This is a genomic window from Saccharomonospora amisosensis (assembly GCF_011761185.1).
Taxonomy (GTDB): domain Bacteria; phylum Actinomycetota; class Actinomycetes; order Mycobacteriales; family Pseudonocardiaceae; genus Saccharomonospora_A; species Saccharomonospora_A amisosensis.
Genome location: NZ_JAAOYM010000001.1, coordinates 2,706,196 through 2,720,481, shown reverse-complemented (window position 1 = coordinate 2,720,481; position 14,286 = coordinate 2,706,196). Strand labels below are relative to the sequence as shown.

The 14,286-nt window shown below is 69.4% G+C and carries 14 protein-coding genes; 12 read left to right on the top strand and 2 right to left on the bottom strand.

Going from position 1 to position 14,286, the window contains the following annotated elements:
• The first annotated feature begins 85 nt into the window (after positions 1-85).
• From FHU38_RS13280 to FHU38_RS13270, 3 genes are all read left to right on the top strand, one after another.
• A complete protein-coding gene (locus tag FHU38_RS13280) occupies positions 86-1,393 on the top strand; it encodes a PucR family transcriptional regulator (protein ID WP_167170915.1) in 1,308 nt (435 codons plus the stop codon).
• On the top strand, positions 1,390-3,225 hold the full coding sequence (locus tag FHU38_RS13275; RefSeq protein WP_167170912.1) for a bifunctional homocysteine S-methyltransferase/methylenetetrahydrofolate reductase: 1,836 nt from the start codon (positions 1,390-1,392) through the stop codon (positions 3,223-3,225). The genes FHU38_RS13280 and FHU38_RS13275 overlap by 4 nt, the downstream gene beginning before the upstream one ends.
• A 116-nt stretch (positions 3,226-3,341) precedes the next feature.
• The gene (locus FHU38_RS13270) at positions 3,342-4,229 is read left to right on the top strand and encodes a methylenetetrahydrofolate reductase (RefSeq protein ID WP_167170910.1); all 888 of its coding nucleotides are present in this window, start codon (positions 3,342-3,344) and stop codon (positions 4,227-4,229) included.
• A 182-nt stretch (positions 4,230-4,411) separates the two neighbouring features.
• Here the strand turns inward: FHU38_RS13270 and FHU38_RS13265 are convergent, their stop codons facing one another.
• Positions 4,412-4,918, bottom strand: coding sequence for an ATP-binding protein (locus FHU38_RS13265; protein ID WP_167170908.1), 507 nt, complete (start codon positions 4,916-4,918; stop codon positions 4,412-4,414).
• Positions 4,919-5,232: 314 nt separating this feature from the next.
• On the opposite strand from FHU38_RS13265, the gene FHU38_RS13260 reads away from it, so the two are divergent.
• The 8 genes from FHU38_RS13260 to FHU38_RS13225 all read left to right on the top strand — a co-directional run bounded on the left by FHU38_RS13260 (position 5,233) and on the right by FHU38_RS13225 (position 13,159).
• The gene (locus FHU38_RS13260) at positions 5,233-6,549 is read left to right on the top strand and encodes an ATP-binding protein (protein WP_167170906.1); all 1,317 of its coding nucleotides are present in this window, start codon (positions 5,233-5,235) and stop codon (positions 6,547-6,549) included.
• Positions 6,546-6,986, top strand: coding sequence for a roadblock/LC7 domain-containing protein (locus FHU38_RS13255; protein ID WP_167170904.1), 441 nt, complete (start codon positions 6,546-6,548; stop codon positions 6,984-6,986). The genes FHU38_RS13260 and FHU38_RS13255 overlap by 4 nt, the downstream gene beginning before the upstream one ends.
• Before the next feature lie 23 nt (positions 6,987-7,009).
• On the top strand, positions 7,010-7,387 hold the full coding sequence (locus tag FHU38_RS13250) for a DUF742 domain-containing protein (protein WP_009154330.1): 378 nt from the start codon (positions 7,010-7,012) through the stop codon (positions 7,385-7,387).
• Complete coding sequence (locus tag FHU38_RS13245; RefSeq protein WP_167170902.1) at positions 7,362-8,009, top strand: GTP-binding protein; 648 nt, start codon at positions 7,362-7,364, stop codon at positions 8,007-8,009. The genes FHU38_RS13250 and FHU38_RS13245 overlap by 26 nt, the downstream gene beginning before the upstream one ends.
• Positions 8,002-9,252, top strand: a complete 1,251-nt coding sequence (locus tag FHU38_RS13240) for a styrene monooxygenase/indole monooxygenase family protein (RefSeq protein WP_167170900.1) — start codon at positions 8,002-8,004, stop codon at positions 9,250-9,252. The genes FHU38_RS13245 and FHU38_RS13240 overlap by 8 nt, the downstream gene beginning before the upstream one ends.
• 52 nt (positions 9,253-9,304) lie before the next feature.
• Positions 9,305-10,543 (top strand): styrene monooxygenase/indole monooxygenase family protein, encoded by a 1,239-nt coding sequence (locus FHU38_RS13235; protein ID WP_167170898.1) that lies wholly within the window; start codon positions 9,305-9,307, stop codon positions 10,541-10,543.
• A gap of 167 nt (positions 10,544-10,710) precedes the next feature.
• Positions 10,711-11,577, top strand: coding sequence for an IclR family transcriptional regulator (locus tag FHU38_RS13230; protein ID WP_243852247.1), 867 nt, complete (start codon positions 10,711-10,713; stop codon positions 11,575-11,577).
• Between the two features lie 118 nt (positions 11,578-11,695).
• Positions 11,696-13,159 carry an aldehyde dehydrogenase family protein gene (locus FHU38_RS13225; protein ID WP_167170896.1) on the top strand — a complete coding sequence of 488 codons (1,464 nt, stop codon included), beginning with the start codon at positions 11,696-11,698 and terminating at the stop codon, positions 13,157-13,159.
• 81 nt (positions 13,160-13,240) lie between these two features.
• Here FHU38_RS13225 and FHU38_RS13220 read toward each other — a convergent pair whose 3' ends face one another.
• Positions 13,241-13,699, bottom strand: coding sequence for a hypothetical protein (locus FHU38_RS13220; protein WP_167170895.1), 459 nt, complete (start codon positions 13,697-13,699; stop codon positions 13,241-13,243).
• 147 nt (positions 13,700-13,846) lie between these two features.
• On the opposite strand from FHU38_RS13220, the gene FHU38_RS13215 reads away from it, so the two are divergent.
• The gene (locus FHU38_RS13215; protein ID WP_167176038.1) at positions 13,847-14,248 is read left to right on the top strand and encodes an arsenate reductase family protein; all 402 of its coding nucleotides are present in this window, start codon (positions 13,847-13,849) and stop codon (positions 14,246-14,248) included.
• Positions 14,249-14,286: the final 38 nt, after the last annotated feature.

The following is a 14,286-nucleotide window of genomic DNA, read 5'->3' as shown; positions in this document are numbered from 1 at the left end:
CGAAAGGATTCTCGGCGGGTTCTTGTTGTGGTCGAGCACAACGACTCGACATCGGGTGCGGCGCCGCTTCTGCTAACCTCCCGGCATGGTGGCGCCGAGGCTGGCGGAAACCGACGACATCGGGCGCGAGAATGTCGCGCTGCGACGCCTTGTCGCCGTCTACCGTCACCTGTCCAGCCTGGCGGTGCAGGACGACGGCATCGAGGCGGTCACCGAACTGATCGCCGAGCGTGTCGACGCAACCGTGGCCGTCGTCGACGACAAGCTCACCGTGCTCGCGGCAGCGTCGCCCACGTCGAGCACCGACGAGGCGGCGCGGCTGGTGGGTGAGCGCATGGTGCACCCTCGGCTGGCGCAGGTGCTCGGCGTCGCGGGCAGGACCCGGCGTGCGCTGCGGCTTCCCGACGTTGAGGAGGCCGGGCCCGTCATCGTCGCTCCCATCCTCGTCGGCGACCAGGTCCCCGCCTACCTGATGACCCTGGACGATGCCGCCGAGCGCACCGGTGAGGACCTGCGGCTGCTGCTGACCGAACACGCGGCCACGATCTGCGGCGTGATACTCGGCCGCGAGCGCGTGGTGGCCGCCGCCGCGACACAGGTCCGTTACGACCTCGTCGAGGGCCTGCTGTCCGGAACCGGCGGCGACGCCGAGGAGGTGCTGCGGTGGGCACGCCACCTCGGTTACGACACCGAGCGCGACCACCGGGTGATCTGCCTGGTGTACGACAACGACGAGCCTGGCTCCGGTGGCGAGAGCGCGGAACTGGAAAGGCGCGTGGCCTCGGCCGTTGAACGCTTCTTCACCACGCACGCGCCGGAGGCGATCACGGCGGTGCGCGACGCCGAGGTGGTTGTGGTGCTCGGCGAACCCGACCCCGAGGCGCCGAGGGCCGAGCGGCTGGCGCGGGACTGCCTGCGCCGGATGCGGGAACTGTTCCGCACGGTCGCGGTCACCGCGGGGATCGGGGCGGTGTGCCGTCCGCCGACGGAGATCGCCCGCTCCTACGGCGAAGCGCGGCGCACGGTGGAGGTGACCAGGCGGATGGGCCGCACCGGGGTCGCCGTCGCCTTCGAGGACCTCGGAATCCACCGGCTGCTTCTGCAGGTGGCCGATCCCGAGCAGTTGCGGGAGTTCGCACGTGAGGTGTTCGGCGGGCTCACCGCGGGCGGGCGCGGCAACGCCGCCGACTACCTCACTACGCTCGGCTGCTACTTCAGGGCCAACAACAGCCCGCAGCGTGCCTCGCAGGTACTGCACGTGCACCCGAACACGGTGACCTACCGGGTACGCAGGGTGGAGGAGCTGACCTCACTGGACTTCGGCAGCTACCGCGACCGGTTGCTGGCGCAGGTCGCGCTGGAGATCCTGGACGCGGTCGGGGAGGGACGATGAGCGACTTCGCCGAAGCCGTACGCGAGCGGCTGCTGGTGTGCGACGGCGCGATGGGGACCATGCTGCACGCGGCGGGCAACTCACTCGACCGGTCGCTGCCGGAATTGAATCTGTCCAATCCCGACCTTGTCAGCACGGTCCACGAAAGCTATGTCGACGCAGGGGCGGACATCCTGCTGACCAACACGTTCGGCGCGAGCAGGCCGAGGCTGGCCGAACACGGCTTCTCCGGCGACATCGGCGAGATCAACCGCGCCGGGGTCCGGTTGGCGAGGCAGGCGGCAAGGCGGGCCGGGCGGCAGGTCTTCGTCGGTGGTTCGGTCGCGCCCGCGGTGAGCACGGGCAGGCGAAACCAGGTCGGTGCCGCCGACCGCGCTGCCGCCGTTCGCGAACAGGTGCTGGCGCTGGCGGACGCGGGCGTCGATCTGTTGGTGCTGGAGACGTTCGGCTACCTCGACGAACTCGCCGAGGCGGTGCTGACCGCGGCCACGGCGACCGGGTTGCCGATCCTGGCTCAGGCCACGTTCACCTCCGAGGGCCGTACCCCTGGAGGGCAGACCCCGCGCGAGGTGGCAACAGCACTCGCCGAACTCGACGTCACCGCGCTCGGAGTGAACTGCACCGTCGGGCCGCAACGCACGCTTGCGGTGGCGGAGCAGCTGCGCAGGCACACCACGCTGCCACTGAGCGCGCAGCCCAACGCCGGGTTGCCGCGCAGAGTGCGCGGGCGCCGGTTCGAGTACAGCCTCGATCACGACTACTTCGCCCGCTATGCCCGCCGCTGCGCCGAGCGAGGCGTCTCGATCGTCGGCGGTTGCTGCGGCACCACCCCGGGGCATATCAGGGCGGTCGCCGCCGCTGTGTCCGATTTGGACGTCAGGAGAACCTCGCGCGGGCGGGCGGCCAGGCCACCCGCCGCGGCGCCCGAGGAGCAGGGTGGGCTCGCGCAGCGCTTCGCAGAGGGCGGCTTCGTCGTCGCGGCCGAGATCGCGCCGCCGCGGGGCGGTGTCGCCGACGAGGCCGCTGAGCTGGCAACCGAGGTGCGGCAACGGGGGGCCGAGCTGATCCTCGTCTCCGCCGCGGGTGGCGCGGGAGCGCAGCTGAGCTCGACCAGCCTGGCGTTGCACCTGCAGTCCGAGGTGGGCATCGAGACGATCGCCACGGTCACCACCTGGGACAAGACGATCATGACCCTACAGGCCGACCTGCTCGGCGCACACGCCTTCGGTACCCGCACGGTGGTGTGCGAGACCGGCAACCCGCCGTTGCGTGGCGACTATCCCAACGCGGACGGCATCTGGGAGGTCGACTCGGTCGGCCTCGTCGAGTTGGTGGCAGGACTCAACGACGGCCGTGACTGCGACGGCCTTTCGCTGGCCACGAAGACGTCGTTCCACATCGGGGCCCGCTGCAACCCGGGTGCCGAGGACGTCGACGCGGAGATCGCGCGCACCCGCGCCAAGATCGCCGCGGGTGCCCAGTTCCTCATCACCAGACCGGTGTACGAGCTGACCACGTTGCGTTGGATGGTGGCGGAACTGTCCGACGAGGGCGTCCCGATACTCGTCGCCGTCTCGCCGCTGAGCGGGTTCGCAGAGGCGGAGTTCCTCGCCTACGAGGTACCCGACGTCACGGTTCCGCTTTCGACACTGTCGACGCTTGCGCAGCGGGAACGGGCGGGTGACGACGGCCGCGGCGTCGGTCTTCTGCTGGCGAGCGAACTGGTGGAGCAGGCCCGCTCGCTGGCCGACGGCGTGCTGGTGGTGGTGCGCGAACACGACGTGGACGCGGCGGCGCGGTTGCTGGCGGCGGCGACAACAGCGCCAGGCTGAATCCGAGCTCGCTGAGCGAGCAGCCGAGGTGGGGCCGATAGTGGAGCGATGAGTGCGAACCCGGCCGGCTCTGGGGTCGGCCCGGTCGGTGGCGTCGGGGCCCGGCCGGTGATCAGGTGAGCCTCGCCGAGGCCTTCGCGGCGGGGCGGTTCGCCGTCACCGCCGAACTCGGGCCGCCGAGGGGCGCCGACCCCGAGCAGGTCGAGGCCAGGGCGCGGCTGCTGCGCGGCCGGGTCGACGCGGTGAACGTGACCGACAATCCGGGTGCCACGGTGCGGATGTCGAGCCTGGCGGCGGCTGTGTTGGTGCTGCGCGCGGGCGTGGAGCCGGTGATGCAGCTGACCGGCAGGGACCGCAACCGCATGGCGGTACAGGCCGACCTGCTGGGTGCTGGGGCGCTCGGCATCCCGAACGTGCTGTTGCTGGCCGGCGACCCACCCGGCGCGCAGGCCGTGCCGGTGTTCGATCTCGACAGCGTGCAGCTGGTGTGGACGGCCAGCATGCTGCGCGACCGCGGCCGGCTGCTGTCGGGCAGCCGCGTGGATCCCCCGCCACATTGGCGGATCGGCTCGGTGGAGAACCCGTTCGTGCCGCCGGTGCGCGAGCGCGCGGCGCGCCTCGGAAAGAAGATCGCGGCGGGCGCGGAGTTCGTGCAGACGCAGTTCGTGTTCGACGTGGCCGGGTTCGCCCGCTGGATGGCGGCGGTGCGGGCGCTGGGCCTGCACGAGCGCTGCCGGATTCTCGCCGGGGTGGGCTACCCGCGGACTCCGGCGATGCTGCACCACCTGCGCACCGGGCTGCCCGGCGTGCGCGTCCCGGACGCGGTGGCCGACCGGTTGCTGGGGGTGGCGCCGCGCCGGTTCCGGCAGGAGGGGCTACGGCTGTGCACCGAGATCGTAGGCCGGGTACGCGAGATCGAGGGCGTCGCGGGTGTGCACGTGATGGCATTCGGCGACGAGGCGGCCGTGGTCGAGATCGTCGAGCATGCGGGCCTTGCTGGGTAAGGCCGAGCCGTCGTTGCCGTGCCGAACCGTTACACCGGGCGCCGCTACCGCGCCACGACGCTCCCGCAGCGGGGATCTCGCGGGCGGGAAGGCAGAACTCGCGGGCGGGAACGGGGAACTCGCGGGCGGGAACGGGGAACTCGCGGGCGGGAGCGGGGGACTCGCGGGCGAGGCGGGCGGCGTCACCACTCCCGGCGCTGCAGGCCCACCAGTACCCGGTCGACGAGCTCCGGGTCCGGCCCGGGTGCCTCCCCGTCGGGGTGCTCGGGAACCTGCGACCGTCGCTGGTCGCGGCGGGGCAGCCGGACCCGCTCGGCGGTCATTCCCGGCGGCAACGGGAGTTCACACCACACCAGCTTGCCCCTGCCCTCCAGCGGGACCGAGCCGGTCTGCCTGCCACGCACGACCGGTGCCTCGTCGTGGGCCCGCGCGACCTGGTCGTCCTCGACCTCCACGAGCAGGCAGTCGCCGGACAGTCGAAGCCGCACGGTGACGAAGCCGGGCGCGTCGGCGGCCGTCTTGTCCACCACCGCCTGCACCAGCTCCCTCGCGGCGGCGGCGACGTCGTCGAACATGTCCAGCAGCGACCATTCGGTGAGCTGGAAGCGGACGAACAGATCGGTGCAGTTGACGGCGCTTTGCAGCGCGACGAGCCGAAGATCGTCGACCTGCGCGGTCTGGGAGTTCACTGCGAATCCTTCCACGATCACGCCTCACCGAGCTTGTCGACGGCCAACCTTGCGCACCAGGGCTCGTATCTTGCCAAAGGCCACCGGCAGGCTGGCAACCCAGGGTGTGCGTCCTGCCCCGCGTTGTGCACCTCGAACGGGTGTCGACCGGTCCGACGTGGCGCGGAGGGGCTAATAGCACATCACCCGTAGCGACGACTCACGGACCGGTTGTGGACAAGATAACCCGTCCGTGCTTGCATAGCCTCCGTCGGTCAGCGGGGTGACCGAACTCCCTTGAGGGCCCGTACGCGACAAGAAGGTTGTGGACTGCCATGGCGAGGCGGGCAAGAGCACGCGACTTGCTGGATCGCTCACGTGTGTTGCTGGACCGTTCGCGAGTGGCGGCGGCCCAGTTTTTGGCCAATCCAAGGCCGGTAACGGCGCCTGTGCCGCTGCCGGCTTCGGAACGACCTGCTATCGAGGCGCCGCCGCCCGCGCCGGCGGGAGGCGACTCCGAGCAGGCGCTCATCGACATCTGCGCGAGCATCGCTCTGCGTGACCTGAACCTCGTCGACTCGCTGCTTTCCCAGCTCGAGGAGATGGAGAGCAAGGAGGAGGACGACCAGCGGCTCGCCCAGCTCTACCGGCTGGACCACCTGGCGACCAGGCTGCGCCGCAACGCCGAGAACCTGCGGGTGCTCGCGGGACGCGATGCCAGCGACATGACCTCCGACACGGCGTCGCTCGTGGACGCCGTACGCGCCGCCATGTCGTCCATCGACCAGTACTCCCGCATCACCATCGGCCGGGTGGTCTCGCTTGGCGTCGTCGGCTTCGCCGCGGAGGACCTCAGCAGGCTGCTCGCCGAGCTGCTCGACAACGCCGCGAACCAGTCCCCGCCGAACTCGCTGGTGCGGGTCAGCGCACACCTCACCGAGCAGGGCAGCGTGCTTGTCCGGATCGAGGACGAGGGCATCGGCCTGCCTCCTGAGCGGCTGCGCGAGCTCAACGAGCGGCTGTCCACCGCCCCGGTGCTCGACGACGACGCGGTGCGGCACATGGGGCTGGCGGTGGTGCGCAGGCTCGCGGCCAGGCACCAGATGCGGGTGTTCCTCGAGCGCAGGCTTCCCCACGGCACCACGGCGACCGTGCTGCTTCCCGGCTCGTTGGTGGCCGAGTTGCCGGAGGCGAGCTGGTCGGGCACACAGACCGTGGTCGTGTCGCAGCCGCCGCCCAACGGCAGCACACCGCGTCCGGCAGGCGCCTTCCAACCGGCGGCCGCACCCGGTTCGTCGGTGCTCACGGAGCCGCCCGCCACCACCGCGAGCGGGCTGCCGCAGCGCAACGCCATGTCGGCGCCGCCGCGCGAGCACGAACCCACCCGGCTACCCAAGCCGAGGCCGGTGCCGTCGGACGGAGGGACCACACCCAGCGGCCTGCCGCGCCGGGTGTCCCGGAGTCTGAAGAACCCCTCCGGTGAGCGTGGCGAGGCCCCCGCCCGCGTGGAGAAGGAACCGGACTGGCCGGACCCGGAGGGCCACGAAAAGTTGCTCGCCGACCTCGACGCCTTCTCCGACGGTGAGCAGACCGCACGCGCGCAGCGGCGCGACAGCGGTGAAGCGGACTCGAGTTCTGAGGAAGAGCAGTGACGGCCGACATCGAATCCCACAACCAGAACTTCTCGTGGCTGATCAACGACTTCGTCCGCAAGGTCCACGGCGTCACGCACGCGTTGATCATGTCGTCGGACGGGTTCCCGCTGACCTGCTCCGATCAGGTCAGCAGCGATGACGCCGAGCAACTCGCCGCCATCGCCAGCGGGTTGCTCAGTCTGGCCCGCAACAGCGCGACGTTGTTCGACAAGGGCACCTGCGAGCAGATCATCATCCGGCTGTCGCAGGGGTACTTCCTGTTCATGGGCATCGGGTCGGGAGCGGGGCTCGCGGTGCTGACCGGTCCGGACTGCGACATGAAGGTCGTCGCATACGAGATGACGCAGTTCGTCACCAACGCTGGTCATGCGCTGACCCCAGAAATACGTGCCGACCTGCGCCGCGTGCTGACAGCGCGCAGGACACAAGGCTGACAGCGGCGAGGATGTGAGAACGCATGTCCGATGAAAACGGTGCCGGTCAGCCGAAGAAGATGCGCAGCAAGCGCATCCGTCCCTACGCACTCACCGGAGGACGCACCAAACCGCGTTACGACCTGCTGGTGGAGACGCTGATCTCCGTGCCGCACTACGACCCCAGCCTGAGCGACTCGCTGATGCCAGAGTCGCGGAAGCTGTACGAGCGGGCCCGCACACGCGTGTCGATCGCCGAGCTGTCCGTCCTGCTCGGCATCCCGCTGGGGGTAGTCCGGGTTCTGGTGAGCGACCTGGCCGCACAGGGCGCGATCTACATACACCCGACGGCGCACGCCTACCAGCACGATCGCAACGTACTCGAGAGGATCCTCGATGGACTCAAGCGGCTACCGGCCTGAATCCGGGCTCGCAGCACCGGAGGGAGAGGACGACGCGGGCCTGCTCACGGTTTCCGCGAAGATCGTCATCGCGGGCGGTTTCGGTGTCGGCAAGACGACGTTCGTCGGATCGGTTTCCGAGGTGCCACCGCTCAACACCGAGGCGTGGATGACCGAGGCGGGCTCCGACATCGACGAGCTTCCGCCCAACGGGACGAAGTCGACCACCACGGTGGCCATGGATTTCGGACGTATCACCCTGCACTCGGACCTGCTGCTGTACCTGTTCGGCACGCCCGGCCAGGCCCGGTTCTGGTTTCTGTGGGACGACCTCTCGCGCGGGGCGCTCGGCGCGATCGTGCTCGTCGACACCAGGCGCATCGACCAGTCGTTCGCGGCCATCAACTACTTCGAGAACGACTCCGACCTGCCGTTCATCGTCGCCGTCAACAAGTTCGACGGCCAACTCGCGCACGACCTCGACGAGGTGCGCGACGCGCTGGCGCTCAACCCCAAGGTTCCGTTGATCACCTGCGACGCCCGCGACCCGGCTTCCACCGCGCAGGCGTTGCGGGAGCTCGTCTCCTACACCTTGTCGTTGGCGGAGCTGTCGGAGCCCGGGAGGGTCAGGGCGAATGCGTAGCGTCCTGATCGTCGGAGCGGGCCAGTCCGGTTTGCAGTTGGCCCTGACGTTGCGGGAGCACGACTACGACGTCACGGTGATGTCGGCACGTACGCCGGACGAGATTCGTGGTGGGCGAGTCATGTCCACGCAGTGCATGTTCCGCGACGCTCTGCAACACGAGCGCGACCACGGGCTGAACCTGTGGGAGTCGCAGACGGTCAAGGTGGAGGGACTGGGCCTGTCCATCGCGGGACCCGATTCGAGTAGGGCGCTGGACTGGTTCTGCAGGCTGGACGACTACGCGCAGTCGGTGGACCAGCGCGTGAAGATGGCGGGCTGGCTCGAGTTGTTCGAGCAGCGTGGCGGCAAGCTGATCATCCACGGGGTTACCACCGCCGATCTGGACTCGCTGTCGTCGATGTACGACCTGGTGGTGGTGGCGGCGGGCAAGGGCGAACTTGTCGGTCTGTTCGACCGCGACGACGCCCGCTCGCCCTACTCCACGCCGCAGCGGATCCTGTCCGTGGTGTACGCGCACGGGGTGGAGCGCAGGCCCGAACACCCGGAGTTCGCCGCGGTGCGTTTCAGCATCATCCCGGGTGTGGGCGAGCTGTTCATGATCCCGGCCTACACCCTCAGCGGCAACTGCGACATCCTGTTCTTCGAGGGCATCCCTGGTGGCCCGCTGGACTGCTGGGACGACCGGCCGGAACCGCAGGAGCACCTCAACCGGACCCTGGAGTTGATGCGGCGTTACCTGCCGTGGGAGTACGAGCGCAGCCGCAACGCCGAACTCACCGACTCCAAGGCCACACTCACCGGCTCCTACCCGCCGGTGGTGCGCAAGCCGGTTGGTGAGTTGCCCTCCGGCAACATCGTCCTCGGCATGGCCGACGTCGTGGTGGCCAACGACCCGATCACCGGGCAGGGTTCCAACAACGCCTCAAAGTGCGCCGCGGTGTATCTGGACCGCATCCTGCAACGTGGCAGCGAGCCCTTCGACAGGCAGTGGATGCACGGCACGTTCGAAACCTACTGGGACTACGCCCAGCACGTGACACAGTGGACGAACGCGATGCTGCAGCCACCGCCGCCCCACGTCATGGACATCCTCGGGGCGGCACAGCACAACGAGGCGGTGGCACGCCGGTTCGTCAACGGCTTCTGCGACCCCTCGGATTTCCAGCACTGGTTCATGGACCCGGAGAAGGCGGCAGCCTACCTCGCGTCCGTCGGCGCTGATCGGGCCAACAGCGGCTGACCGGTACCGGCACAAAAGGGGATAACAACGAAATACGGGAGGGCTCGCGCGGATGCGCAAGATCCTGATCGTCGGCGCAGGCCAGTCGGGCCTGCAGTTGGCGCTGACATTGCGGCAGCACGACTACGACGTCACCGTGATGTCGGCGCGGACACCGGACGAGATCCGGGCCGCGCGGGTGATGTCGACCCAATGCATGTTCGACGACGCGCTCACCATCGAACGCAAGCACCGGATCAACCTGTGGGACGACGTGGCGCCCGCCATCACCCACCAGGGGTTCTCGCTGGCCGGACCGGACGGTGATCGAGCGCTCAACTGGGCGGGGGAGTGGCCGGGTCCTGCGCAGTCGGTCGACCAGCGGGTCAAGATGGCGCGCTGGCTGGAGCTGTTCGAGGACTGGGGCGGCAAGGTCATCATCCACGGTGTCACCACGGCCGACCTCAACACGCTCGCCGGAATGTACGACCTGACGATCGTGGCGGCGGGCAAGGGAGAACTGGTCGAGCTGTTCGACCGTGACGACTCGCGGTCGGTGCACACGCGGCCACAGCGGGCGTTGTCGGTGGCCTACCTGCACGGCGTGGGGCCGCGCCCGGAACTGCCTGGCTCGGTCTACGTGTGGATGAACATCATTCCCGGGATCGGCGAGAACATCAACATCCCCGGCTACACGCTCAGCGGCGCCTGCGACATCCTCTACATGTCCGGAATTCCTGGAGGCCCCTTCGACGCCTTCTCCGACCGGCCAGACCCCTACGAGCAGGTACGCAGGCAGCTGGAACTCTTCAAACAGTACATCCCGTGGGAGTACGAGCGGTTCAAGGACGCCGAGCTGACCGACCCGAAGGGAACCTTGACGGGCGGCTACCCGCCGGTGGTGCGCAAGCCGGTCGGTGAGCTGCCTTCCGGCAACATCGTGCTCGGCATGGCCGACGTCGTGGTGGCCAACGACCCGGTGACCGGGCAGGGCTCCAACAATGCCGCGCGCTGCGCGGAGATCTATCTCGACGGCATCCTCAGCCGTGCCGACCAACCGTTCGACGCGGCGTGGATGCGGCAGACGTTCGAGCGTTACTGGGAGCACGCCCGTCACGTCACCCGGTTCACCAACATGATGCTGGAGCCGCCGCCTGAGCACGTCCAGATGATCCTGGGCGCGGCGCAGACCAACCAGGTGGTGGCCGACCGGTTCGCCAACGGCGTCAACAACCCTTCCGATCTCGCGGACTGGTACTTCGAACCCGAGGACGCGGCAGCTTACCTCCAGCGGGTCACGCCCAGCGGCTGAAACAGCACGCCCAGCGGCGAGCCCGGTGCAAGCCGCCCCCTTCGCGTACGAGCGTTTTCCAGGGGGGCGGCTTTCGCTTCTTTCGTGGTACGGAAACCAAACCGTGACCAGCAACCTGTCCGGATGGCAGGAACGAATGTTGACGTGCGTCACAAATGTGCGTCACGATGAGGCCGTCCCCAGGCAGCGGAGCACAGGAGGGCGCGGTGACGGTCGAGTCGATGCACGTGCGATCCAGGGCCGGTGACGAGGCCAAGGAACAGAAGCAGACCGCGTGCGCGCGGGTGCTCGCCGTGCTGTCGGCCTTCTCCTCCTCGGGAGGAGCGCCGTTGTCACTCACCGACATCAGCAGGCGAGCCGGGCTGACCCTGACGACCACCCACCGGTTGGTCGGCGAGTTGACCGAGTGGGGTGCGCTGGAGCGCGACGAGCGGCAGTACCGCATCGGCATCAAGGTTCTGGAACTCGCCGCGTCGTCGACCAGGGGACTGGAGCTGCGCGAGGTCGCGATGCCGTACCTGATGGATCTGCACGCGGCCACCAGGGAGAACGTGCACCTCGCCGTGCGCGCAGGGCTCGAAGTCGTCTATGTCGAGCGGCTGCACGCGCCGGGTGGCGTGGAGTTGCTGAGCAAGATCGGCGGTCGCTGGCCGCTGCACGCCACCGGCACCGGCCTGGTGCTGCTCGCCTTCGCCGACTACGACGTGCAGGAACAGGTACTCAGCGGACCGCTGCAGCGGTTCACCAGCAAGACGATCTGCGATTCGCCCACACTTCGGCGCGCGCTCGCCGAGGTCAAACGTACCCGGGTGGCGATAACGGAAGGCCAGATCACGCCGGGCGCGGTGGCCATCGCCAGCCCCATCCACGGCCCCGACGGTGACGTGGTCTCCGCGGTCGGCGTCGTGGTACCCACGACGGGTTTCGCACCGCGCGGCAACGAGAAACCGCCGCCGGGAGGCTGGAAGCAGCAGACGATCGTGCCCGCCGTGGTGACGACGGCGCGGCGGATCTCTCGCGCGCTCGCCGGGTAACTGTCCTGTTAGGACCATATGGGCCGCCTTTCCGCGAGGTGGAAGGCGTGTTGTTACCGGCTTTGCCCGCTTCGACCATTGTGCCTCGATACGTGTCGCCCACAGGGGGAGCCGGTAGATGAACATCGACGAGCTGCTGACCGACAACACGCACCTGATCGGCGGCGAGTGGGTTCCCGCACGCGGAGGCGACACGATCGAGGTGATCAACCCGGCGACCGGTGAGTCGCTGCTGACCGTGCCGCGCGGGCAGGCCACCGACGTGGCCGACGCCGTCGCCGCGGCCGCGCAGGCCCATCCGCGCTGGCGGGACACCAGCCCCGCCGTCCGTGCCGATCTGCTCTACCGCTGGGCGGAACTCGTCGGCGGCTACGAGCGGGAACTCGACCAGCTCGAGTCGATGGAGGTGGGGCGCCCGCACTGGGGGCCGTCACCGCTGCGGCGGATGCTGGTGTACATCGCGGGCCAGACCGACAAGGTGGTCGGCCGGTCGTTACCGACGCACAACGCCGACGACCTCGCGCTGACGCTGCGCGAACCGTACGGCGTGGTCGGCAGCATCATCCGGTGGGACGCGCCCGCGCCGATGTTCGTCAACGACGTGGCGCCCGCCATCGGTGCGGGCAACTGTGTGGTGGTCAAGCCCGCGGAGGACGCCCCGCTGGCAGCGCTGCTGCTCGCCAGGCTCGCGATGGAGGCGGGAATCCCGGCGGGCGTGGTGAACGTGGTGACCGGATACGGCAAGGAGGCGGGCGCGGCGCTGCCGGCGCATCCCGCCGTGCGCCGGATGAGCTTCACGGGGTCGCCGCGTGCGGGACGGTCGGTGGCGGCCGCCTGCGCGGAGAACCTCACGCCGTTACGCCTGGAACTGGGCGGCAAGTCGCCGCAGGTGGTGCTGCACGACGCCGACCTGAGCAGAGCCGTTCCGGCGATCATCCGCAGCATCACGCTGAACAGCGGGCAGGTCTGTGCGGCCGGGTCCAGGGTGGTCGTGCACCGCAGTCGTGAGGAGGAGGTGGTCAGGGCGCTCGCCGAGGGGTTCGGCAAGGTTCGCGTTGGCCGCTGGGACGAGAACGTGGACATGGGGCCGCTCATCAGCGCACGCCAGCAGGAGCGGGTGCTCGAGTACCTGGAGATCGGACAGAAGGAGGGCGCGACACTGGTCACCGGAGGGCACAAGATCTCCGGCGGCAAGTTCGAGCGGGGCTTCTTCGTCGAGCCCACCATCTTCGGCGACGTCGATCCGGGCATGCGCATCGCGCAGGAGGAGATCTTCGGCCCCGTGCTTTCGGTGATCGGAGTGGACGACGAGGCGCAGGCCCTCGAAGTGGCCAACGGGACGGTGTACGGACTCGCCGCGTCGGTATGGACCACCGACGTCGGAAGGGCCGCCCGGCTGGCCAAGGGGATCGAGGCCGGGCAGGTCGCGGTGAACACCTCCGGGGCCTTCGGCGTGATCGGCGCTCCCTTCGGTGGCTACAAGCACAGCGGGTACGGCCGCACCATGGGCCCCGAGGCCGTGTTGGAACACACCCAGGTGAAGACGGTGACCATCAGCGGGGCCGAACCCATGACGGCCTGAGCCCGCGAGTCCCACGTTCCTGCCCGCGAGTCCTGCGTTCCTGCCCGCGAGTTCCCGGTCTCCGGGACGGTGAGGCTGCCCTCATGGCGACGGATAGGTGCTGATGGTGATCAGGGTCCGCGAGTCCGTTCCAGGCGCGATCGTGATGGAGGCGCCCTGCCCGGATCGCTTCACCACGAAGCTGGCGAAGTTGGGGGTATCGGCCCGCGAGACGACCTGCCAGCCGCCGCTCGACACCGCGTCGGCGTAGAAGCGCTGCACCTGCTGCACCGAGTCGGCCGTCCGCAGCACCGTCGATCCCCCGGCCTGGCTGATCGTGGCGGACGGCTGGTAGCGGGGGAGCCCGGCGATGTCCTCGCCTGTCGTCGGCGACTCCGCGGTGGGCGACTCCGCGGTGGGCGACTCCGCGGTGGGCGACTCCGCTGTGGGGGTGGGCGTTGTCGTGGTCGGCGTCCCGTTGCAGGCGGCGACGCCGAGCGCACCGAACACGCAACCCAGCGTGGCCGCGACGGCGGGCAAAGTTGTCCCGAATCTGCTCATCTGCTGCCTCCCGGCGATGGGCATCACGCGGCTGTTTCGGCCTGCCTAGCGTGGCCGCGGCCCCGCGCGGACGCGGCTTTGGTCTCCTCGTCCCAGGGCCGAAAGGCCCGGCGGCGGTGGTGTGTCGTGTCGTGCGAGGCTGTCGCCGTGGAGATCTGGATCAACCCCGCCTGTTCCAAGTGCCGATCCGCGCTCACCGTGCTGGACGCCGAGGGAGCCGACTACACGGTGCGCCACTACCTCGAGCGGCCTCCGACCGCCCAGGAGATCCGCGACGTCCTCACCCGGCTTGGTCTGGAGCCCTGGGACATCACCCGCACCGGCGAACCGGTGGCCGCGCAGTTGGGGCTGGACGGCTGGCCTCGCGATGCGACTCAGCGTGACCGCTGGATCGACGCGCTGGCCACGCACCCGATCCTGATCCAGCGACCCATCATCACCGCGGACGACGGCAGCGCGGTCCTCGCCCGCTCACCGGAGTCGGTGCGGGCCGCGCTCGGCGACCCCGAAACCGGCACGGCCAGCACAGACACCGGCCGGACCAGGTGAACGCCGGGCTCGGCGTCGCGCGAGCCCAGCCGTCGACC